Raw genomic sequence first — 20376 nt, forward strand, 5'->3', positions numbered from 1 at the left:
GGCGCGAAGTGATCGTCGACATCGGGCTGTTCGCGGCCATCGCCGTGATGGTCGCCACCGGCGTGTACCTGCTCCTGGACCGGAGCCTGACCAGGATGCTCATGGGCATCATCCTGTTCGGCAACGCGGTCAACCTGCTCATCCTCGCGCTGGCATCGCCGCCCGGGAACCCGCCGATCGTCGGGTACTTCTCCGCGGGCCGCAGCAGCGAGGCCGATCCCCTGGCGCAGGCCCTGATCCTCACCGCGATCGTGATCACGATGGGCATGGCCGCGTTCATCCTGGCGCTGGCCTACCGGTCCTTCACCATCAACACCGACGACGAGGTCGACGACGACCCCGAGGACACGAAGGTCCTCGAGCGCGACGTCGACCGCGCCGCGGACGACCCGGACTACGACGCGTCCGACGACCCGATCACCGGCGCACCGTCGGCCCTCGGCGACGCGTTCGGGCCGGACGGCGAACCCCTCACCCCCGAGGAGCTGCGGGAGGCCCGCCTCGACGCGCTCGACACCGGCGCGCTGCCGCTGCCGAGCGTGCCCCGCGAGAGGGAACTACCGGCCGCCGAGACGCGTGGAAAGGAGGGTGAGCGATGAACCAGCAGATGATGCTCACCCTCATCCCGCTGCCGACCGTGCTGCCGATCGTCGCGGCCGCGACCACCATGGTGATGGGCCGGCACCCGCGGCTGCAGCGGGCGATCTCGCTGGTGGCACTGACCGCGATCGTCCTGGTCTCGGCCCTGATGCTCTACTACACCGACCGGCACGGCACCGTCGCGCTGCACGTCGGCGGCTGGGGCGACCGCGACGGCCGGGGCGGCCCGCTCGGCATCACCCTCGTCGCCGACCAGTTGGCCGCGCTGATGGTCCTGGTCTCGGCGATCGTGCTGCTCGGCGTGCTCGTGTACTCGGTCGGACAGGGTATCCGTGACGGCGACGAGAACCAGCCGGTCTCGATCTTCTACCCGACCTACCTGATCCTCGCGGCGGGAGTGTGCAACGCGTTCCTCGCGGGCGACCTGTTCAACCTGTTCGTCTCGTTCGAAGTGCTGCTCGCCGCGAGCTTCGTGCTGCTCACGGTGGGCGGCAGCGAGGACCGGGTCCGGGCCGGCGTCTCGTACGTCATGGTGTCGATGGTCTCGTCGCTGGTGTTCCTGCTCGGCATCGCGTACGCCTATTTCGCGACCGGAACGCTGAACCTCGCCGACATGGCGGTGAAGCTGCAGGACCTGCCGTCCGGGACGCGGACCACGTTGTTCGCGGTGCTGCTGGTGGCGTTCGGCATCAAGGCCGCCGTGTTCCCGCTGTCCACGTGGCTGCCCGACTCCTATCCGACAGCGCCCGCCCCGGTCACTGCGGTGTTCGCGGGCCTACTGACGAAGGTCGGCGTGTACGCGATCATCCGCGCGCACACCCTGATGTTCCCGGGCGGCTCGCTCGACGACGTGCTCATGATCGCGGGCCTGCTCACGATGATCGTCGGCATCCTCGGCGCCATCGCCCAGACCGACATCAAGCGGCTGCTCTCGTTCACCCTGGTCAGCCACATCGGCTACATGATCTTCGGCATCGGGCTCTCCACGCCGCTCGGCCTGAGCTCGACGATCTACTACGTGGTGCACCACATTCTCGTCCAGACCACGTTGTTCCTGGTGGTGGGCCTGATCGAGCGGCAGGCGGGCGCGGCGTCGCTGCGCCGGCTGGGCGGCCTGGCTGCCGCGAGCCCGGTGCTGGCGATCCTGTTCTTCCTGCCGGCACTGAACCTGGGCGGCATCCCGCCGTTCTCGGGGTTCATCGGCAAGGTGGGCCTCATCGAGGCCGGTGTCCAGCACGGCTCGGTGCTCGCCTGGGTCCTGGTGGCCGGCAGCGTCATCACCAGCCTGCTGACCCTGTACGCCGTGGCCCGCGTGTGGACGAAGGCCTTCTGGCGCGCACGCGCGGACGCGCCGGAGGGACAGCTCGCGGTGGCGCACCCGCAGGCCCTGCTCGACGACGGCGACGTCATCGAGTTCGCCGACCGGGAGGATCCCGGCCGGATGCCCGCGAGCATGGTCGCGCCGACGGCCGGCCTGCTCGCCGTCGGCCTGCTGATCGCACTCTGGGCCGGCCCGATGTTCGACGTCACCGACAGGGCGGCCGCCCAGCTCATCGGGCGGGCCGATTACATCGAGGCCGTGCTCGGCCCGGAGGCCGTCGGCGGGCTCACGTATCCCGACGGTGCGTCCGGCACCGTCGGGCCCGGGGCCGGGGAGGCGCGCATGGCTAAGCGACTCGTGACGCGGATCCTGCCGGACCTGCGCGACGGCCGGACCGTGATGGTCAAGGTGGGGCAGTTGCTCTGGCTGGACGCGGTGTGGGTGATGCTGTGGGGCACGGTGAGCTGGGGCAACATCGTGGGCGGCCTGCTGGTGGGGCTCGCCATCCTGTTGCTGCTCCCGCTGCCGCCGGTTCCGGTGGAGGGCCGAGTGCACCTGGGCTCGCTGACGAAGCTGCTGCTGGTGTACGTGGTGGAGATGTTCAAGTCGTCGGTACAGGTGGCGTGGCTGGCGCTGCGTCCGGGCGCGCCGATGAGCGCGGTGCTGCGCGCGAAGGTGCAGATCAAGTCCGACCTGGTGCTCACACTGTTGGTCGATATGATGAACCTCATCCCCGGGACGATGGTGCTGGACATCGACACCAAACGTCGCCTGCTGTACGTGCATGTGGTGGACGTGAGCAGCGAGAAGGCGGTGCGGCAGTTCTACCGCAGCACATCGCGGCTGGAGCGGCTGTTCATCAGCGCGTTCGAGCGCGACAACGAGTGGCACGCGAGCCCGCTGCACGGCATCGACGACGACGAGTACCACCACGTCAGCGGCGTCGAGCGCGGCGCCGCCGGGAACCGCGCCGCGTCGGCGCGGCGGATGGCGGCCCCCGAGATCGAGTACCGCCGCACCCGTCCCACTGCGCGCAGCGAGGAGGAGCGATCATGACCGCGGTGTTCCTGGTGACCGGCGTGATCCTCGTGACCGCGGCGTTCCTCACCACCTACCGGCTGCTGGTCGGGCCGAACACGCTGGACCGCGTGGTCGCGGTCGACGCGCTCGTCGCCATCGCGATGGGCGGCCTCGCGGTGTGGGCGGCCTTCAGCCGCAACTCGTCGGTGATCCCCGGGGTTGTGGCACTGTCGCTGATCGGCTTCGTCGGGTCCACCTCGGTGGCCCGGTTCCGCGTTCCCGACGATGCCGGCACAGCCCAGGCCGGCCCTCCCGAGACACCCGACATCGACCCGGGATTCGGAGGTGAGCGCCGGTGATCATCGACGTGATCTCCTCGATCCTGTTCCTGACCGGTGCCGTTTTCGCACTGACCGCGGCGCTCGGGATCATCCGCTTCCCGGACACACTGACCCGGATGCACGCGGCCACCAAGCCGCAGACGATGGGCCTGCTGCTCCTGCTGGTCGGCGCGATCCTGCGGATGCACGACTCGGTCGACGTCTGGATGCTGGTGCTGGCCGGCCTGTTCGCGATGCTGACCGCCCCGGTGGTGGCGCATCGCGTCGGCCGGGTCGCCTACCAGGAGCAGCGCCTGCGTGACCAGACGATCCGGCTCGAGGACATGGAGACGGGCAACCGCGACTAACCAGGCGTCGGGCGCCCCTCCCAGTGCATCCGCGACCAAGGCAGCTCGATGCCCGACGGGTCGTCCACGAGCCGCGGCCGCATTGGTTCCGCCGGTTCGGTGTGCTCGGACAGGGCGCGCAGGTAGCGGTGCCCGGTGTCCGGGAGCACCTGCACGGTGGCGTCGACCGGGTCGCCGTGGCCCTGCTCGTACCCGGCGACGACGTGCCCGGCGCCGGAGGAGAGCCCGGCGAAGAGGGCGTGTTCGCGGAGCAGCCGGTGGGTGCCGGCGCGGGCCACCTCGAAGGACACCCAGTGGATCACGTCGTAGAGCCCGTGCCGCACGTTGTCGAACGGGATCGACGAGCCGATGCCGGCGATGAGCATGGCGGGGTCCGCCACGTGCTCGGCGCCGAAGGTGACACTGCCGAAGGGCTGCACCCCGACGAGCTGCACGGCCAGCCCCGCCTCTTCGAGGCCGAGCCGCAGCGCGCCACTGGACACGCCCGAGCCGACGGGCGCGACGAGCCGCACGGAGGCGACGCCCTCCGCGGCGAGCTGGGCCGCCGCTGCGCGGGCGATGTCCCGGTAGCCGAGGTAGTGCACCGGGTCGTGGTACTGCCGCATCCAGTGCAGCGACGGGTCCTGCGCGAGGAGTTCGGTGATGCGACGGACGCGGCGGTCCTGGTCGAGCTTGAGCGAGGCCGACGGCGGCATCTGCTCGAGTTCGACTCCCAGGGCGAGCAATTGGACACGCAGGCCCTCGTCGATCGTCGTCGATCCGACGATGCGGCACCGCACGCCCGCCTCGTGGCAGGCCAGGGCCAGGGCGTAGGCGTAGATGCCCGACGAAGAGTCGATGACGGTGCCGCCCGGCCGGACCCGGCCCGCGTCGAGGGCGGCGCGCAGCGCGGCTCGCGCGGAGGCGACCTTCATCGACTCGAACCGCAGGAGGTACCGGTCGTGCGCGCCGCGGAGGAGTGCCGGACGGCTCAGCGCCTCGGCGATGTGGCCGTGGATCCTCATGCGGCTCCGCCGATCGCGATCGGGGCGTCGTCCACGCGGAAGCCCACGGCGCGCACGCGGGTGCAGGTGCGCCGCAGGCGCTCCCGCGGGTGCTCGCGCTCGAAGAGCAGGCCGGCGACGTTCCCGGAGTGCGCCACCTGGACGCCGAGCGCGTCGCCGCGCTCGGCGGCGGCGATCAGGCGCTCGAGGCCGGGCTTGTAGTGGCGGGTCTGGTTGAGCAGCGCGCTGCGGGTCGCGACGGCGGCCACGGCGGCGGCGTCCCCGGCGGCGACCGCCCGGCGCAGGCGGGCGCGCAGGTCCTCGTACTCCCCCACGTCGCCGTCGCCGGTCGTCCGCAGCGTCAGGGTGTCGACGGGGCCGCCGAGCACGCACCGCACCAGCAGCATCGGGGGCAGCGCGGCTCCGAGGTCCTCGATGACGTGACCGTGCCGGTGCGCGAACAGGATCGGCCGGTCGGCCCACAGCGGGTCGGAGGCCCCCTCCGCGGCGACGGCGAGCCGCGCGACGGTGTCGGCGTCGAGCTCCACGTCCGCGCAGTCGGCGACGGCGCGGACCGCCGCGAGGACGTCGGCGGTCGAGGAACCCAGCCCCAGGCCGACGGCCGTCGTCCGCGCGATGCGGAGCTCGCCGCCCGTGCACCCGAGCGCGCCGTTCGCCCGCAGCAGGGCGAGGGTCGCCACGGCCGCGCGGCGGGCCTTGTCCAGGTCGCGCGTGCCGCCGATCGCCCGAGCACGAACCGCCCCGGACCGGTCCGGGGCGAACGCCGCCACGGATCCGACGGTGCCGATCGGCACCGTCACGAGCCCCGGGCACTCGCCCTGGACGTGACAGCGGAACCGGCCCTGCAGGAGCTCGCCGTGGTGGCCCGTGCTCCGTCCCACGCCACGCCCGCGGGAACCGGTGCGCGGAGCGCTCATCCGACGGCCTCCGCGGTGCGGGCGCCGCGCAGTGCGCGCCGGGCGAAGACGGCGGCCAGCGCCGTGGCGCCACCCAGGACGAGGCCGACGCCCGTCCAGCCGCCGAGCGCGAGGGCGCCGCCGGCGAAGGAGGCGCCCGCGAAGACGCCGACGCTCTGCGCGGCCCCGTTGAGCGAGAGGACGGTGCCCCGCACCGGTCCCGCGCCCCGCACGAGGGTGGTGGTCACCGCGGCGGCGATGACGGCGTGCGAGGCCGAGACCAGGGCGACCATCGGCCATGCGACGGCGACGTGGGGCGCGGTGTAGAGGGCGACCATCGCGACGGCGGCGACGAGGATCGCGGCGAGTACCGTGCCGAGCAGGCGGTCCGGCCCGCGGTCCTGCATCACCCTGCCGCCCAGGAAGTTCCCGAGGAAGAAGGCGAGGCCGGAGGTGGCCCACACGAGGGAGAACCAGCCCGTCCCGATCTCGAAGCGCTCACCGAAGGCGGCGGCGATGTACGCCAGAGACCCCATGAAGGCGAGGGTGCGCAGGAGCGAGACGGCCAGGGTGTCCAGGGCGCCGGGGATCGACCGGACGGTGCGGAAGGCCTGGAGGTAGCTCACAGAGGTGTTCCCGCCGCGCGGATCGCGACGGCGGGCGATCAGCGCCGCGACCACGAGCAGCACCACGGCGGTCGCTGCCATGTCGGCGCGCCAGCCCCACAGCACTGCGGGCAGGGCCAGGACCGGCGCCGCGAGGACCGCCGTCAGCGTCATGGTCGAGGAGACGAGGGTCGCGGCCCGCGCTGAGGCCGCCGGTGAATCGAACCGGTCGGCGGCCATCGCGGACACCGCCGGGTTGAGGACGGCCGTGCCGGCGCCGATCAGCAGGCAGAAGGCGATCCAGGCGACGGTGCTGCCCTGGAGCGCGAGCCCGCAGCCCAGCGCGAGGACGAGCAGCGCGAGCGCCGCCACCGACGAGCGCGAGAGCCGGTCGAGCAGGGGCGCGGCCGCGACTCCGACCAGCAGGGCCGCGCCCCCGCCGAGGCCGCGCAGGCCGCCGATCAGGTCGACTCCCGCGTGCGCGTCGGCGGCGATGGCCACGAGGAAGTTCGCCATGATCGTGAACGGCACCAGCCCCAGCGCGGCGGCCGCGAGCATCGGCCAGATCGCGCGGACGAGTACCCGATCGGACAGGGGGCGGTCCTCGGTCGCGCTCATGCCCGGCCCCGGTAGAGGTACATCGGGGAGGCGTCGGCGGAGAACTGCGAGAACGGGAAGTGCTCCGCGGAGAGCGCGGTCAACCCGGCGCCGAGGAAGGAGCGCGCGACCGCGGCGCCGCTCTGCGCGTACACCGCGAGCGGCACGCCGCGCTCCCGGCAGGCCGCGAGGATCTCGTCGAAACTGCCGTTGCCCAGGGTCATCCCGGTCGCGAGCACCGCGTCGGCCTCGGCGAGCACCGCGCGGTGGTCGTCCGCGACGGGGTCGCCCCAGTGGGTCCGCTCCAGGTTCCGGTCCGCGAGCAGCGGTTCCGCGCCGCGCTCGCGGATGGCGGCCACCAGGGGATTCACCACGCCGATCAGCGCGACGCGCGTCCCGGGGGCGACGGCGAGCAGCTCGGCGACCGCGGCGTCACGGGCGACGGCCCGGACGTCGGGGGTGCCGGTGGGCAGCGTCCGGAGCTCGGCGCGCGGGTCCTCCCGGTGCGGCGCCGCGGCACCGAGCGCGGCGTCGGCGGCGGCGATCCGCAGGGGCTGCGCGGCGTGGTCGAGCAGTCCGGCGAGGGGCTCGCCGGACAGGTCCGCGACGTCCGGGTCGAGCTCGCCCTCCTCGAAGGCGCAGGCGCCGAAGGAGTCTCCGACGCGGACGAGGACGTAGCGGTTGCGGTACCGCTGGTCGCTGCCGGCGAGGCGGGTCCCGTGCGCGACGAAGAAGACACTGCGGGCGACCGCGTCGTCCGCGACCGCGCGCGCGAGATCCACGACGTCGGCGACGGATTCGGGGGCGGGGCCGGGTGCGGTCATCGGGCCGCCCCACTCTGCTCCAGGTAGTCCGCGAGCGCCGCGGCGGCGTCGAGGTTGCGGGGGCCGGCGACCAGCTCGGCGTAGTCCACCACCCGAATGCGGTTCTCCCGCACCGCGGGCGAGTCCTTGATCGGCGACGACTGTCGCAGGTAGTCGATCTTCTGCTGCGCGGGCTGCTTGTCGTAGTCGACGATGACGATCACCTCCGGCTGGGCCTGCACCACCGACTCCCAGCCGACCGAGGTCCAGCGGCCGTCCACGTCGTGCGTCACGGAGCGCCCACCGGCCAGGGAGACCACCTGGTCGGCGGCGGCGCGGCGGCCCGCGGTGTACGGCTCCGCCGTCCCCGAGTCGTAGACGAACACCGACGGTTTCACGCTCTTACGGTCGGCGCGTTCCTGCAGTGCGCTCTCGCGGGCCCGCAGGCCGTCGACCAGCTTCGCCGCGCGGTCCGGCACGCGGAAGATCGCGCCGAGGTTGGTGAGGTCGGTGTACGTGTCGGCCAACGGGTTCGCCGCCCGCGCGGCGGGCTTGTCACCGTAGTTGTAGCAGGTCTCCTCCTGCATGTAGCTGTCGATCCGCAGCTTTCCGAGGGACTCCGGGGTGACGCCTCGGGCGGGGCTGAAGCCGGCCTGCCAGCCCGCGAACACCCAGTCCGCCTCGGCGGCCACGAGCGGTTCCTGAGTGAGGACGCCGTCGCTGAGGATCGGGACCTTGGCGTACTCATCGCGGTACGGGGACTTCGCGATCACGCCGTGCACCGTCTTCGGCAGGACGATGCCCTTGATGCGGTCGGTGAGCCCGAGTGCGAACATCTTCTCGATCGCCGAGACGTCGTAGGGCACCGCGGCGGTGGGCGATCGGTACTGCTGGTGCACACCGCAGTTGGTGACGTCGACGAGGTCCGTCGTGGGTTCGGCGGGGCGGGCGCCGCAGGCGGTGCCGGCGAGCAGGGTGCTCGCCGCGAGGGCCGCGGCGAGCAGGGGACGGGGGTGCATCGGTCGATCCTTTCGATCGGTCGGGGTTCTACAGTTCGAAGCGGATGCGCGGCGGGCCGGACGACCCGGCGGCGATCACCGGCCGCACGCCGTAGACCTCGCCGATCCGGTCCGCCGTGAGGACCTCGGCCGGGGTACCGGCGGCGGCGACGCGCCCACCGTCGAGGAGTACGAGGCGGTCGCAGCTCTGCGCGGCGAGGTCGATGTCGTGGATGGCGGTGACGGTCGTCTTGGTGGTCGCCCGCAGCAGGCGCAGCAGGTCCAGCTGGTGCCGGACGTCGAGGTGGTTGAGCGGCTCGTCGAGCAGGAGGACCGGCGTGTCCTGCGCGAGGGCGCGCGCGATGAGGATGCGTTGCCGCTCGCCGCCGGACAGCCCCAGCACGCTGCGGTGCCGCAGGTGGGTGGCGCCGACCGCGGCGAGCGCATCTTCGCAGGCCCGCGCCGCGACGGCGCTGCCGGCGTCGCCGTGCGCGAACCGGCCGAGCATGACGGTCTCACCCGCAGTGAAGCCGAGGTGGCCGGCCTCGCTCTGGGTGACCGCGGCGACGCGGCGGGCACCGTCGCGGCGGCGCAGCGCGCCGAGCTCCGTGCCCCGATCCGCACGGAGCCGGAGGCCGGGGTGATCGCGCGGTACAGGCAGCGCAGCAGGGTCGACTTGCCGCTGCCGTTGGGCCCGATCAGCCCGACGTGCGCGCCCGCGGCGATGTCGAGGGAGATGTCGTGGAGCACCCGGCTTCCGCCCAGGTCGACGGTGATCCGATCCAGTTCGACCCTCATGCCGCGCCGCCCAGGAGCCCGCCGCGGCGCCGGAGGAGGACGACGAAGACGGGGACGCCGACGAGCGCGGTGACGATGCCCAGCGGCAGCTCGCGCGGCGCCACCACCAACCGGCTCAGCAGGTCCACCCACACCAGCAGCAGCGCGCCGACGAGCGGGGCGAGCAGCAGCACCGCCCGGTGAGCCGGGCCGACGATCAACCGTACCGCGTGCGGGACCACGAGGCCGACGAAGCCGACGGTGCCCGCGACCGCGACGAGGACCGAGGTCATGACCACGATGACGACGAACAGCATCCGCCGGGCGCGGTGCGGATCGAGGCCGAGGGCGGCGGCGGCCTCGTCGCCCTGGGCCAGGACGTCGAGGACGCCCGCGAGGCGCCCGGTGATCGCGGCGCAGACCGCCACCGTCGCCGCGACGAGCGGGAGCACGGACCACTGCGCTCCTCCGAGACCGCCGAGCAGCCAGAACATCACCGAGCGCGCGGCGTCGCCGACCGGATCGAAGAAGACGATCGCGCCGGCGAGGCCCTGGAAGGCGAAGGCGAGCACCACCCCCGTGAGCACCAGCCGGACCGGGCTGAGGGCACCGTCGGACGTGCGGCTGAGCAGGTAGACGAGGAGCGAGGCGAGCACCGCCGTCGCGAAGGCCGCCCCTGCGGTCCCGGCGATACCGAGGCCCGCGACCAGTCCGGTGGTGACCACGAAACTCGCGCCCACCGAGGCGCCGCTGGAGATCCCGAGGATGAAGGGATCGGCCAGCGGGTTGCGCACCAGCGCTTGACACGCGACGCCGGCGGTCGCGAGGCCCGCCCCGACGAGGGCGGCGAGCAGCACGCGCGGGACCCGCAGGTCCCAGAGGATCGCGTAGGTCGACGCGTCCTCGCGGGCGAGAGTTCCCCCGGTCAGCGCGACCCAGAGGAGGCGGCGGACGTCGCCGACCGGCACCGTCGCCGCGCCCTGCGAGACGGCGAGGGCCATCGACACGACGAGGACGACGGCGAGGACTCCGGCCGGCAGCAGCGGGGAGAGCGAGGCGCCGGCACGGCGGCCGACCGAGGTGGTGAACACGCGACCAAGTTAACGAGAATAATTTTCGTTAACAAAGCAGCATGCGGCTATACGTGCATCGACCCCGCGGCTACGGCAGGACGAGCTCGTTCGTCACCGACCGCACGACGTCCCGGTACGCGTCCGTGCTGCACACGCCGCTGGCGACCGCACGCTGCCGCTGGTAAGACGCGCCGTGCCGCGGAATGTCGGCGACGGCCGCCAACTCGCGGGAACAGCCGAGGCGCGCGGCGATGGGCGCGAGCTGTTCGAGCAGGTCGTCGAGGTCCTCGGTGACCAGGCGCTCGTTGTTCGCGGCGTCCTGAATGATGATGGCGTCCAGGCCGTACCGGGCCGCGCGCCACTTGTTCTCTTGCACGTGCCACGGCGGGAGCGTCGGCAGGGCCTCCCCTGCGTCCAGCCGCGCATCCAGCCAGACGACGAGGCAATGGATCAGGGCGACGACTGCCTCGAGCTCCGCGAAGCTGGACATTCCGTCGCAGATCCGCACCTCGATGGTGCCGAGGTGGCACGCGGGCCGGATGTCCCAGCGGATCTCATTCAGGTGGTCGATGATCCCGGTGGTCTTCTGGTCGTACACGAAGCGCTCGAACTCGCTCCACCGCTCGAACTGGAAGGGCAGGCCCGCCGTGGGCAGCTGCTGGAACATCATCGCGCGGGTACTGGCGTAGCCGGTGTCGTGGCCGCCCCACATCGGGGAGCTGGCGGAGAGCGCCAGCAGGTGCGGGTAGTGGTTGAGGAGGGTCGAGATGATCGGCAGCACCTTGTCGCGATGGTTCACGCCCACGTGCACGTGCACGCCCCAGATGAGCATCTGCCTGCCCCACCACTGGGTGCGGGCGATCAGCTCGTCGTAGCGCGGATTGTCGGTGAGCTGCTGCGCGTTCCACTGCGCGAACGGGTGGGTGCCCGCGCCGAACAGGTCGACGCCCATCGGGTCGGACGTCTCCCGCACCGCTCCGATGATGCGGGCCAGATCGGCCATCGCCTCCGCGGTGTTCTCGCAGACGCCGGTCACCACCTCGACGGTGTTGCGCAGCATCTCGGAATGCACCTGCGGCGCGATGTCCGGGTGCGCCGCACGGATCCCGTCGAACAACTCCCCGGCCCTACTGACCAGGTCCGCGGTCTCCCGGTCGACGAGGGCGAACTCCCACTCGACGCCGATCGTCGGCCGCGGCGACGCCTCGAAGGCGACGGTCTCGATGGCTAACCGACCTTGATCACGCCGCAGGCGATGCGACCGCCCGCGTCACCGGTGTTGAGGGTGGTCTCGTCCGGCACGGGCTGGCCCGGAACGACGTTCGTGTAGCGCGCCGAGGGGATGTTGCCGAAGTTGTCCGGACCGGCGTGGATCATGAGCGCGTTGCCGTCGGTGTTCTTCTTGATGTCCGACAGCGTGAACGCGCCGGTGCTGGTGACCGTCTGGCCGGTGCCGTTGGCGTTGACGTACACCGACACCAGGTCGCCCGTCATCGGGTGGCCCGAGGCTCCGGGCTTCTGCCAGTGGCCGCCCGCGGAGCCGAAGTTCGTCGCCGAGCCCGGCGCACCGTTCTTGGCCACCGAGTTCGCCTCGCACTTGCCGACCTCGTGGATGTGCATACCGTGGAAGCCCGCGGGCAGGCCGGTCACGCGGACGTCGATCACGACGACGCCGTCCTTCTCGCTGAACGTGGCCTTGCCGGCGCTGCTGCCGTCGGGCTTGACGAGCGCGGCCTCGGCCGTGCCCGCCGACGGTGCGCTCTCGCCCGGCTTCTCCTCGCCGTGCGCGCCGGGAGCCAGGCTCCGGACGGGGCCCTCCGCGGGCACGGTCGCACCCGTCACCACGGCGGGGGTCGTGCCCGCGCCCGGCTCGGCGGCCCGCTCGTTGGTCGTACATCCCGCGAGGGCGAGTGCCGCCACCGGGAGGACCGCAATCGGGGCGAGGAACTGGCGCTTCGTCATCGACGACTCCTTATGGAAACGGCTAGCGGGCTGGGCTTGCCCGAAATCATATCGGGCATTGTTTCTATCGCTTCACGACGGCCACCGCGACGGCCCCGGCGCACGCCTCGAGCCCGGCGGGCCTGGCCGCGGTGGGCGCACCGAGCTCGGTGCCGACGGTCTTCGCGTCCGCCTCGCCGCCCTGACCGAAGTACACGGTGGTGGCGCGCGGCGCGGCCGGCCGGTTCGGCCAGGCATCGGTGTCCTGCTGGACCGAGAATCCGGCCTGCTCGAGCTTGCCCTTGGTCTCGGCGAGCGGAGCGCGGGCCACCGCGATCAGGCACACTTCGGGCTTCGCCGCCGGCGCGGCGGTCTCGGTGGCGGCGGCCTGGAGCTTCGCCTCCTGGGCGTTCAGAGCGGCCTGCGGATCGTCGTTGCGGGTCAGGAAACCGTGGACTCCGATCGCCGCGAGGATGATCGCAGCCGAGATCATGATCATGATGATCGTCCGGATCGGGACGGCGCGGGTGTTCTGAGTGCTCACAGCACCCGACTGTATCGGATCACGTGATCTCGAAGCCGAGCTTGCGGGCGGCGCGAGCCTTCTGCCGACTCGCCCGGACGCGCCGCAGACGCTTGACGAGCATGGGGTCGGCGGCGAGCGCCTCGGGCGTGTCCACCAGGGCGTTGAGCACCTGGTAGTAGCGGGTCGCGGAGAGCCCGAAGAGCTCCTTGATCGCGTCCTCCTTGGCGCCGGCGTACTTCCACCACTGCCGCTCGAAGGCCAGGATGTCGTGCTCGCGCCTGGTCAGCCCGTCTTCGCCACGCTCGTTCGCGGCCTGCGGATCAGTCTGGACCAGTTCCTGCGCGGCCGCACCGGCGCCCTCCATGCGTTCCCCTCGCATTCGAAATCACACTTCTGTAGTTCATGACGATCTAACCACGGCCAGACGGCCGCCGACGGGGCTGCGGGGGCGTGTCGCCGATCGGGAGGACTACTTTGGACACATGAGCGTGCTCCCCATCGTCATCGCCGGCGACCCCGTGCTGCACACCCCTACCACGCCCGTCGAACTCGACGCGGAAGGCCGGCCGGACGCCGCGATCGTGACGCTGCTGGACGACATGTACGAGACCATGGACGCCGCCAACGGCGTCGGTCTCGCGGGCAACCAGGTGGGCCGCGACCTGCGGCTGTTCGTCTACGACTGCCCCGACGAGGAGACCGGTGAGCGGCGCCGCGGCGAGGTCGTCAACCCCGTCCTCACCACCTCCGAGATCCCCGAGACCATGCCGGACCCGGACGACGACTGGGAGGGCTGCCTCTCCGTCCCGGGCGAGTCCTTCCCGACGGGCCGTGCCGACTGGGCGAAGGTGGTCGGCACCGACCGCACGGGCGCCGCCGTCGAGATCGAGGGCACCGGCTTCTTCGCCCGGATGCTCCAGCACGAGACGGGCCACCTCGACGGCTACCTCTACACCGACGTCCTCACCGGCCGCTACGCGCGGCAGGCGAAGAAGGCCATCAAGAAGAACGGCTGGACCGTGCCCGGCCTCACCTGGACGCCCGGCACCGTCGACGACCCGTTCGGCCACTGATGCCGGCACCGGGCGAGAGGGTGGTGGTCCGGCACCTCCTACCGTCGGGCGGGGCGACGGACGTCATCGGGACGCTGCTCGCCGACGGTGACCCGCTGGTCGTCCGCGCCGATCGCGACGGCACGGAGCACACAATCGCGCGCGCCGAGATCGTCCGGGCGAAGACGGTGCCGCCGAGGCCGATCCGGGCGAGCGAGATCCGGTCGCTGGACCTGGCGCGGGCCCGGTCGTGGTGGTCCGTCGAACGCGAGTGGATCGACGGCTGGCTCTGCCGCGCCGCGCCGGGATCAAGGGCAACCGGGCCAGTTGCGCCGCCCCCTGCACCCCGACGCCTCGCTGGACCGCCTCGACGGCGTGCGGGCCTGGTTCGCCGCACGGTCGTTGCCGCTGCACCTGACGCTCTCCGAACGCGTGCTGCCGGGCGCCTCCGGCCTGACGCCGGTCGTGCAGCCGACGGAGGTCCTCACGGCGTCGGCCGGCGGCGACGCGGATCCCGAGGTCCGACTCGCGGACGCCCCCGACGCCGCGTGGCTCGCGCTCACCGGCACTGCGGCACCGCTCGTGACCTCGGTCGACGGCGTCGCGCTGTTCGCCCTCCTCGCCGGTCCCGACGGTGCGCCCGCCGCCGCGGGGCGACTGGCCCTGGTCGCCGACGCCGGAGGCGCGGTGTGGGGCGGAATCGGTTCGATGGCCGTCGCGCCCGAGCACCGTCGACGGGGCCTCGCTACCCGCCTGGTCGGCGCGCTCCGCGCCCGGGCTGCGGCCGAGGGTGCGCAGCGCGTGTTCCTCGAGGCCACCCTCGACAACAGGGCCGCCCGGGCCCTGTACAGGGAATCGGGCTTCACCCGGCACCACGGCTACCACTACTGGACGGAACCGCGATGACGTCCCTCGCCGACCCGATCTGGGGCCCGGGCCCAGCCGGCCACCGTCGTGCGGAGATCACCACCGCGATCGGTTCCGGCGAGGACGACTTCGCCCGCGCCGCGCACGACGTGCTGCGGTGGGCGGTGAAGACGCGGAGCGGCTTCAGCGTCTCGTCGGTCGAGCCCGTCGAGCCCGGTCGGAGGCTCACGGTGACCGCGCGGGTCGCGGGTATCACGATCCGGTCCCTGACGCGCCCCGCGCCCCGAGGGTTCTGGCGGGCGGCGTATCCCGCGCTCCTCGTCGCACAACGGGTGGCGCGCGCCCGGTACGTCCGGGCGCTACGCCAGCACTAGGTGTGCGCCGCCGAGGCGACGACGCCCTGGTACTGCGGGAATCGGGTGATGAACGAGCGTACGTAGGTGCACACGGGGATCACGTGCCTGTTGCGGGCTCCGAGGTCGTCGAGCACACCGGAGACCAGCGCGCGGGCGAAGCCCTGCCTCCCGAACTTCTCCATGACCACGGTGTGCAGCAGGATGACATCGCCGTGATCGGTGACCTCGTACCCCTCGACGCCGATCAGTTCATCCCCCGACCACAGCTCGTACCGGTCGCGAACCGGGTTGTCGAACAGTCTCAGCGGCTCCCCCAGCTCCAGCGTGGGCGGCGGAACCTCGACGTTGTCAGCCATGAACACCTCCATGTGATGCGGATCACCCCACCGTACGCCCGAACCCCGCGATCTCGTCGCACTGACGCCCAGGTGTTTCACATCTGTCACATTCTTTATCGTGAACTCTGGAACGCGGCTACTGTGGGTCCATGCCCCTGGTAGCCCGCGAACTCACCCGGACCTTCGCCCGGCACGTCGCCGTCGCCGACGCCACCCTCACCCTGACGCCCGGCAGGATCACCGGCCTCGTCGGCCCGAACGGTGCCGGGAAGACGACGCTGCTGCTGATGCTCGCCGGCCTGCTCCGGCCGTCGTCCGGCGGCATCGAGCTCGACGGTGCCCCCGTCTCCCCCGACGACCTCCGCACCCGCGTCGGGTGGATGCCGGACGTCTTCGGCACCTGGGACTCCCTTACCCCCACCGAGATCCTCACCACCTTCGCGAAGCTCTACGGCGTCCCGTCGGGCGAGGCCCGAACGCGGGCGAAGGACCTGCTGGAACGCGTGCACCTGTCGGAGTTCGCCGACCGCCCGGCGCAGGTGCTCTCGCGCGGACAGAAGCAGCGGCTCGGCTTCGCCCGCGCGATGGTGCACCACCCGCCGATCCTGCTGCTCGACGAACCGGCCTCCGGCATGGACCCGCGGTCGCGGTTCGAACTGCGCGACTCGCTGCGCGCGCTCGCCGACAGCGGCGTCGCGGTGCTCGTCTCCTCGCACATCCTCTCCGAGTTGGGCGAGATGGTGGATGACGTGGTGATGATGGCCCGCGGCCGCACCGAGGCGCCTCCGGAGACCGCCGCCGCCCGCTGGCGCATCCGGCTGCTCGGTGAGCCACCCAGCGGCGGAACGGATCTCACCTTCCCCTCGGAGGACGAGGCCGCCGCGCATCTCGCCCGGATCATCGCCGACGGTGCCCGGGTCGTCGAGTTCGCCCGCGCCGGCAACGCGCTCGAGGACTCGTACTTCGCACTGGAGGCCGACCGCACATGAACAGCTTCACGAACTGGTGGCGCACCGTCGGCGTGCTGATCGGCCTGGAACTGCGCCAGCGCACCCGCGCCACCCGCTGGCGCGTCCTACTGGGCGTGTTCTTCCTCGTCGTCTCCGCCGTCGTCTTCGGCCTGCTGTGGTTCATGACCGCCACGTCGCCCGATTCCGGCTTCCAGACGTTCGAGGAGAACCTGTACTCCATCGTCCTCGGCTTCGTCGGCTTCCTCGGGCTGGTCATCGCGCCGACGATGACTGCGACGACGATCAACGGCGACCGCAAGGACGCCACCTTGGCGGTCGTCCAGGCCACCCCCGCGAGCGGTCTGCAACTGGCGACGGGCAAGCTGCTCGGCGCGTGGATCGCCTCCTGCGCCCTGCTGGTGGTCTCGGCGCCGTACCTGATCTGGGCCATCGCCGTCGCCGAGTACCCGGTCGTCTTCTCGGTCCTCGGCGTGGTCGTGGCGGCGCTGATCTTCCTGGCGTACTGCGGCATCGGTCTCGGTTACTCGGCACTGCTGGCACGACCGATCGGCTCCGCCGCCATCACCCAGCTCACTATGCTGTTCCTGCTCATCGGCCTGCCGATCATCACCGTCCTGCTGATCCCGGCGACGAAGACCGAGGTCTCCGCGGACAGGCCTCGCTGGACGTACTCCGACAGCGGCGAGAGCGGCACGTGCCGCATCGAGCGCACGACCGTCACCGTCGAACACACCGAACGGATCTGGTGGGTCGTCGCACCGAACCCCGCCGTCGTTCTGGCGGACGCCGCTGCGCAGCGCGACCGTGGTCGCGATGCGGATCGGGACCGTGGGTATTGGACGCGCTACACCGGCGACGATCTGCGGCGACCTGCGGAATCCAGCTTGGCGTTCCTGGCCGACGGCGTGTCGGACCTGCGCACCGGGCCCGCCGCGAACCAGGACCGCGCCTGCGGACGGGTCGGGTTCAGCACGGGCGACGACGTCGTCTCCATCCCCGACTACCGCGATCCGCGCCGAACCGACGGCTACCTCGGACACTCCTGGTACTGGGGCCTGCTGGCGAACCTGGCGCTGGGCGGGATCGGGCTGGCGTTCGCGGCCCGGCGGCTGCGGGTGCCGGCGGCGAAGCTCCCCGGGGCGTGCGGATCGCCTAGTGCCGATCCCCTGAAGTCTCCTCGGTCGTGCGTTACGCTCGGTAGCGCACACCATCGGGAGCTCGCCGCAGCGAGCTGAGAGGACGTCTATCGCGGGCGTCGACCGTACGAACCTGTCCGGGTAATGCCGGCGTAGGGAAGAGGAGTCCCGCATGTCTGTTTCATCGTCCACCCCCGTCTCCACCGTCACGACGGGCCCGATCGAGGGCTCGCAGAAGCAGTACCTCACCGTGCCCGGCAACGACGGCGGCGCCGATCTCCACGTCCCGTTCCGGCGCATCGCGCTCACCAACGGCGACCACCACGACGTCTACGACACCTCCGGTCCGTACACCCAGTACACGTCCGAGGACCAGCTGCACGACCTTTCCGAGGGCCTGCCCAAGACCCGCGACACCTGGACCAAACCGGCCCCGGTGGACGGAGCGAGCACCCAACTCGCCTGGGCCCGTGCGGGAATCATCACCGACGAGATGCGCTTCGTCGCGGCGCGCGAGGGCTTCGACCCGGAGAAGGTCCGCGAGGAGGTGGCCGCCGGGCGCGCGGTGATCCCCGCCAACCGCAAGCACCCCGAGCTCGAGCCCGCCATCATCGGCAAGGCCTTCGCGGTGAAGATCAACGCGAACATCGGCAACTCCGCGGTCACCAGCTCGATCGCGGAGGAGGTCGAGAAGATGGTGTGGGCCACCCGCTGGGGCGGCGACACCATCATGGACCTCTCCACCGGCAAGGACATCCACGAGACCCGCGAGTGGATCATGCGCAACGCGCCGGTCCCCGTGGGCACCGTTCCCATTTACCAGGCGCTGGAGAAGGTCAAGGGCGATCCGACGAAGCTCACCTGGGAGATCTTCCGGGACACCGTGATCGAGCAGTGCGAGCAGGGCGTGGACTACATGACCGTACATGCGGGCGTGCTGCTGCGCTACGTCCCGCTCGCCGCGAACCGGGTCACCGGCATCGTCAGCCGCGGCGGCTCGATCATGGCGGCGTGGTGCCTCGCGCACCACGAGGAGTCCTTCCTGTACACGCATTTCAGTGAGCTGTGCGAGATCCTGCGCGAGTACGACGTGACCTTCTCCCTCGGCGACGGCCTGCGCCCCGGCTCCATCGCGGACGCCAACGACGAGGCCCAGTTCGCCGAGCTGCGCACCCTGGGGGAGCTGACGAAGGTCGCGAAGTCCCATGGCGTGCAGGTGATGATCGAGGGACCGGGGCACGTCCCGATGCACAAGATCGTGGAGAACGTGCGGCTCGAGGAGGAGCTGTGCGAGGAGGCGCCGTTCTACACGCTCGGCCCGCTCGCCACCGATATCGCGCCGGCCTACGACCACATCACCTCCGCGATCGGCGCGGCGATCATCGCGCAGGCGGGCACGGCGATGCTGTGCTACGTCACGCCGAAGGAGCACCTGGGCCTGCCCAACCGCGACGACGTGAAGACCGGCGTCATCACGTACAAGATCGCGGCGCACGCCGCCGACCTGGCGAAGGGCACCCCGGGGCGCAGGCTCGCGACGACGAACTGTCCAAGGCGCGCTTCGAGTTCCGCTGGGTGGACCAGTTCAACCTGTCGCTGGACCCGGACACCGCACGCGAGTTCCACGACGAGACGCTGCCCGCCGAGCCCGCCAAGACCGCGCACTTCTGCTCGATGTGCGGCCCGAAGTTCTGCTCCATGCGGATCAGCGCCGACGTGCGCGCGTACGCCGAGGAGCACAACCTGGTGACGCAGGAGGACATCGACGCCAAGCTGGCGGCCGACATGGCGGCGAAATCGCAGGAGTTCACCGACGCCGGTGGGCGCGTGTACATCCCGCTGGAGACTGCGCGGGCGTGACGACGCAGGAGACGGCCGCGGGCGCTGCGCGCAGGGTCGCGGTGGGGGCACCGTCGACCCTGCCGACCTCGCCCCGGGGCACCGCGCCGCACCGGGTGCTCACGATCGCCGGCTCGGATTCCGGTGGCGGGGCGGGCATTCAGGCCGATATGCGGACGTTCGCGACGCTCGGCCTACACGCCTGCGTCGCCATCACAGCGGTCACCGTGCAGAACAGCGTGGGCGTGCAGGACTTCCGCGGCGTCGAGCCCGGAGTCGTCGCGGCCCAGATCCGCTCCGTGGCGGGCGACATCGGCGTCGAAGCAGCGAAGACCGGCATGCTCGCCTCGACGGAGATCATCGAGGCCGTGGCGGCTGCGGCCGACGCGGAGGAGATCGGCCGGGGCCGCCGCTCACCCTCGTGGTCGACCCGGTGGCCGCATCGATGCACGGCGACCCGCTGCTCGCCGCCGACGCACTGGAAGCCGTTCGCACCGTGCTCATCCCGCGCGCCACGGTGGTCACTCCCAACCTCGACGAGGTCCGGCTGATCACCGGGATCGAGGTGACGGACGCCGCCTCCCAGCGAGAGGCGGCGCACCGTCTGCTCGCGCTCGGCGCACAGTGGGCGCTGGTGAAGGGCGGCCACCTGCGGGACTGCCCGGACAGCCCCGACCTGCTCACCGACGGCGCCGAATCCGTGGAGTTCACGGCGCCGCGCGTGCCCACCGGGCACGACCACGGCGCCGGCGACACCCTCGCCGCCGCGATCACCGCCGCCCTCGCCCACGGCCGCAGCGTGCCGGCCGCCGTCGAATTCGGCAAGGCCTGGGTCACCGAGGGCCTGCGCTGGGCCTACCCCCTCGGCGCCGGCCACGGCCCCGTCAACCCTCTGTGGTCCGTGCGTGGGCCGGGCCGGGTGGACCCCCGCTCGCTTAGAGTTCCGACCACTCGCCCTTGGGGGCTCG

General features: G+C 71.8%; 20 protein-coding genes, 5 pseudogenes and 1 riboswitch. Of the genes and pseudogenes, 12 read left to right on the forward strand and 13 right to left on the reverse strand.

Annotated elements, in window-relative coordinates:
• The first annotated feature begins 8 nt into the window (after positions 1 to 8).
• The 5 genes and pseudogenes from MTP03_RS19590 to mnhG all read left to right on the forward strand — a co-directional run bounded on the left by MTP03_RS19590 (position 9) and on the right by mnhG (position 3629).
• The gene (locus MTP03_RS19590; RefSeq protein ID WP_248489620.1) at positions 9 to 599 is read left to right on the forward strand and encodes a Na(+)/H(+) antiporter subunit C; all 591 of its coding nucleotides are present in this window, start codon (positions 9 to 11) and stop codon (positions 597 to 599) included.
• Positions 596 to 2188 (forward strand): annotated as a pseudogene (locus MTP03_RS19595) (Na+/H+ antiporter subunit D); the annotation flags it as partial. The gene MTP03_RS19590 and the pseudogene MTP03_RS19595, both read left to right, overlap by 4 nt.
• Before the next feature lie 177 nt (positions 2189 to 2365).
• The gene (locus MTP03_RS19600) at positions 2366 to 2977 is read left to right on the forward strand and encodes a Na+/H+ antiporter subunit E (protein ID WP_248492306.1); all 612 of its coding nucleotides are present in this window, start codon (positions 2366 to 2368) and stop codon (positions 2975 to 2977) included.
• Positions 2974 to 3225: pseudogene (locus MTP03_RS19605) on the forward strand (monovalent cation/H+ antiporter complex subunit F); the annotation flags it as partial. The gene MTP03_RS19600 and the pseudogene MTP03_RS19605, both read left to right, overlap by 4 nt.
• 71 nt (positions 3226 to 3296) lie before the next feature.
• Complete coding sequence (gene mnhG / locus MTP03_RS19610; protein ID WP_248489621.1) at positions 3297 to 3629, forward strand: monovalent cation/H(+) antiporter subunit G; 333 nt, start codon at positions 3297 to 3299, stop codon at positions 3627 to 3629.
• Here mnhG and MTP03_RS19615 read toward each other — a convergent pair.
• The 12 genes and pseudogenes from MTP03_RS19615 to MTP03_RS19665 all read right to left on the reverse strand — a co-directional run bounded on the left by MTP03_RS19615 (position 3626) and on the right by MTP03_RS19665 (position 13213).
• On the reverse strand, positions 3626 to 4633 hold the full coding sequence (locus tag MTP03_RS19615) for a pyridoxal-phosphate dependent enzyme (RefSeq protein ID WP_248489622.1): 1008 nt from the start codon (positions 4631 to 4633) through the stop codon (positions 3626 to 3628). The two genes, mnhG and MTP03_RS19615, sit on opposite strands and share 4 nt — an antisense overlap.
• The gene (locus MTP03_RS19620; RefSeq protein ID WP_248489623.1) at positions 4630 to 5550 is read right to left on the reverse strand and encodes a hypothetical protein; all 921 of its coding nucleotides are present in this window, start codon (positions 5548 to 5550) and stop codon (positions 4630 to 4632) included. Before MTP03_RS19620 ends, MTP03_RS19615 begins: the two co-directional genes overlap by 4 nt.
• The gene (locus MTP03_RS19625; protein ID WP_248489624.1) at positions 5547 to 6752 is read right to left on the reverse strand and encodes an MFS transporter; all 1206 of its coding nucleotides are present in this window, start codon (positions 6750 to 6752) and stop codon (positions 5547 to 5549) included. The genes MTP03_RS19620 and MTP03_RS19625 overlap by 4 nt, the downstream gene beginning before the upstream one ends.
• The gene (locus tag MTP03_RS19630; RefSeq protein ID WP_248489625.1) at positions 6749 to 7555 is read right to left on the reverse strand and encodes a Rossmann-like domain-containing protein; all 807 of its coding nucleotides are present in this window, start codon (positions 7553 to 7555) and stop codon (positions 6749 to 6751) included. The genes MTP03_RS19625 and MTP03_RS19630 overlap by 4 nt, the downstream gene beginning before the upstream one ends.
• The gene (locus MTP03_RS19635; protein WP_248489626.1) at positions 7552 to 8553 is read right to left on the reverse strand and encodes an ABC transporter substrate-binding protein; all 1002 of its coding nucleotides are present in this window, start codon (positions 8551 to 8553) and stop codon (positions 7552 to 7554) included. Before MTP03_RS19635 ends, MTP03_RS19630 begins: the two co-directional genes overlap by 4 nt.
• Positions 8554 to 8581: 28 nt before the next feature.
• Positions 8582 to 9193 carry an ABC transporter ATP-binding protein gene (locus MTP03_RS19640; RefSeq protein ID WP_371820996.1) on the reverse strand — a complete coding sequence of 204 codons (612 nt, stop codon included), beginning with the start codon at positions 9191 to 9193 and terminating at the stop codon, positions 8582 to 8584.
• Positions 9190 to 9330 (reverse strand): annotated as a pseudogene (locus tag MTP03_RS22935) (ATP-binding cassette domain-containing protein); the annotation flags it as partial. The pseudogene MTP03_RS22935 and the gene MTP03_RS19640, both read right to left, overlap by 4 nt.
• Positions 9327 to 10400, reverse strand: coding sequence for an iron ABC transporter permease (locus MTP03_RS19645; RefSeq protein ID WP_248489627.1), 1074 nt, complete (start codon positions 10398 to 10400; stop codon positions 9327 to 9329). The pseudogene MTP03_RS22935 and the gene MTP03_RS19645, both read right to left, overlap by 4 nt.
• Positions 10401 to 10470: 70 nt before the next feature.
• Positions 10471 to 11607: a glutamate--cysteine ligase gene (locus tag MTP03_RS19650; RefSeq protein WP_248492307.1), complete on the reverse strand. Its 1137-nt coding sequence runs from the start codon at positions 11605 to 11607 to the stop codon at positions 10471 to 10473.
• Between the two features lie 2 nt (positions 11608 to 11609).
• Complete coding sequence (locus tag MTP03_RS19655; protein WP_248489628.1) at positions 11610 to 12344, reverse strand: superoxide dismutase family protein; 735 nt, start codon at positions 12342 to 12344, stop codon at positions 11610 to 11612.
• A gap of 64 nt (positions 12345 to 12408) precedes the next feature.
• The gene (locus MTP03_RS19660) at positions 12409 to 12867 is read right to left on the reverse strand and encodes a LytR C-terminal domain-containing protein (RefSeq protein WP_248489629.1); all 459 of its coding nucleotides are present in this window, start codon (positions 12865 to 12867) and stop codon (positions 12409 to 12411) included.
• A 19-nt stretch (positions 12868 to 12886) separates the two neighbouring features.
• The gene (locus MTP03_RS19665) at positions 12887 to 13213 is read right to left on the reverse strand and encodes a DUF3263 domain-containing protein (RefSeq protein ID WP_248489630.1); all 327 of its coding nucleotides are present in this window, start codon (positions 13211 to 13213) and stop codon (positions 12887 to 12889) included.
• A gap of 118 nt (positions 13214 to 13331) precedes the next feature.
• Between MTP03_RS19665 and MTP03_RS19670 the strand changes: the two genes are divergently transcribed.
• The 3 genes from MTP03_RS19670 to MTP03_RS19680 all read left to right on the forward strand — a co-directional run bounded on the left by MTP03_RS19670 (position 13332) and on the right by MTP03_RS19680 (position 15142).
• On the forward strand, positions 13332 to 13922 hold the full coding sequence (locus tag MTP03_RS19670; protein WP_248489632.1) for a peptide deformylase: 591 nt from the start codon (positions 13332 to 13334) through the stop codon (positions 13920 to 13922).
• A 306-nt stretch (positions 13923 to 14228) separates the two neighbouring features.
• A complete protein-coding gene (locus tag MTP03_RS19675; RefSeq protein ID WP_248489633.1) occupies positions 14229 to 14807 on the forward strand; it encodes a GNAT family N-acetyltransferase in 579 nt (192 codons plus the stop codon).
• Positions 14804 to 15142 carry a DUF1990 family protein gene (locus tag MTP03_RS19680; RefSeq protein ID WP_248489634.1) on the forward strand — a complete coding sequence of 113 codons (339 nt, stop codon included), beginning with the start codon at positions 14804 to 14806 and terminating at the stop codon, positions 15140 to 15142. Before MTP03_RS19675 ends, MTP03_RS19680 begins: the two co-directional genes overlap by 4 nt.
• Here the strand turns inward: MTP03_RS19680 and MTP03_RS19685 are convergent.
• Positions 15139 to 15480, reverse strand: a complete 342-nt coding sequence (locus tag MTP03_RS19685; protein WP_248489635.1) for a GNAT family N-acetyltransferase — start codon at positions 15478 to 15480, stop codon at positions 15139 to 15141. The two genes, MTP03_RS19680 and MTP03_RS19685, sit on opposite strands and share 4 nt — an antisense overlap.
• Positions 15481 to 15611: 131 nt before the next feature.
• On the opposite strand from MTP03_RS19685, the gene MTP03_RS19690 reads away from it, so the two are divergent.
• The 4 genes and pseudogenes from MTP03_RS19690 to thiD all read left to right on the forward strand — a co-directional run.
• A complete protein-coding gene (locus MTP03_RS19690) occupies positions 15612 to 16451 on the forward strand; it encodes an ABC transporter ATP-binding protein (protein WP_248489636.1) in 840 nt (279 codons plus the stop codon).
• Complete coding sequence (locus tag MTP03_RS19695) at positions 16448 to 17668, forward strand: ABC transporter permease (RefSeq protein WP_248489637.1); 1221 nt, start codon at positions 16448 to 16450, stop codon at positions 17666 to 17668. Before MTP03_RS19690 ends, MTP03_RS19695 begins: the two co-directional genes overlap by 4 nt.
• Positions 17634 to 17745, forward strand: a riboswitch (TPP riboswitch). Its footprint overlaps the gene before it by 35 nt.
• Positions 17742 to 19429: pseudogene (thiC, locus tag MTP03_RS19700) on the forward strand (phosphomethylpyrimidine synthase ThiC). Its footprint overlaps the riboswitch before it by 4 nt.
• Before the next feature lie 41 nt (positions 19430 to 19470).
• A pseudogene (thiD, locus tag MTP03_RS19705) lies at positions 19471 to 20312 on the forward strand (bifunctional hydroxymethylpyrimidine kinase/phosphomethylpyrimidine kinase); the annotation flags it as partial.
• Between the last annotated feature and the right edge of the window lie 64 nt (positions 20313 to 20376).

It is taken from the genome of Tsukamurella sp. PLM1 (assembly GCF_023168325.1).
Taxonomy (GTDB): domain Bacteria; phylum Actinomycetota; class Actinomycetes; order Mycobacteriales; family Mycobacteriaceae; genus Tsukamurella.

Excerpts from the sequence above, each read along its gene's own strand:
- MTP03_RS19635 (WP_248489626.1), bottom strand. The coding sequence starts at position 8,553 with ATGCACCCCCGTCCCCTGCTCGCCGCGGCCCTCGCGGCGAGCACCCTG.
- MTP03_RS19670 (WP_248489632.1), top strand. The coding sequence starts at position 13,332 with ATGAGCGTGCTCCCCATCGTCATCGCCGGCGACCCCGTGCTGCACACC.
- MTP03_RS19655 (WP_248489628.1), bottom strand. The coding sequence starts at position 12,344 with ATGACGAAGCGCCAGTTCCTCGCCCCGATTGCGGTCCTCCCGGTGGCG.
- MTP03_RS19695 (WP_248489637.1), top strand. The coding sequence starts at position 16,448 with ATGAACAGCTTCACGAACTGGTGGCGCACCGTCGGCGTGCTGATCGGC.
- MTP03_RS19600 (WP_248492306.1), top strand. The coding sequence starts at position 2,366 with ATGCTGTGGGGCACGGTGAGCTGGGGCAACATCGTGGGCGGCCTGCTG.
- MTP03_RS19685 (WP_248489635.1), bottom strand. The coding sequence starts at position 15,480 with ATGGCTGACAACGTCGAGGTTCCGCCGCCCACGCTGGAGCTGGGGGAG.
- MTP03_RS19630 (WP_248489625.1), bottom strand. The coding sequence starts at position 7,555 with ATGACCGCACCCGGCCCCGCCCCCGAATCCGTCGCCGACGTCGTGGAT.
- MTP03_RS19690 (WP_248489636.1), top strand. The coding sequence starts at position 15,612 with ATGCCCCTGGTAGCCCGCGAACTCACCCGGACCTTCGCCCGGCACGTC.
- MTP03_RS19665 (WP_248489630.1), bottom strand. The coding sequence starts at position 13,213 with ATGGAGGGCGCCGGTGCGGCCGCGCAGGAACTGGTCCAGACTGATCCG.
- MTP03_RS19615 (WP_248489622.1), bottom strand. The coding sequence starts at position 4,633 with ATGAGGATCCACGGCCACATCGCCGAGGCGCTGAGCCGTCCGGCACTC.
- MTP03_RS19625 (WP_248489624.1), bottom strand. The coding sequence starts at position 6,752 with ATGAGCGCGACCGAGGACCGCCCCCTGTCCGATCGGGTACTCGTCCGC.
- MTP03_RS19680 (WP_248489634.1), top strand. The coding sequence starts at position 14,804 with ATGACGTCCCTCGCCGACCCGATCTGGGGCCCGGGCCCAGCCGGCCAC.
- MTP03_RS19620 (WP_248489623.1), bottom strand. The coding sequence starts at position 5,550 with ATGAGCGCTCCGCGCACCGGTTCCCGCGGGCGTGGCGTGGGACGGAGC.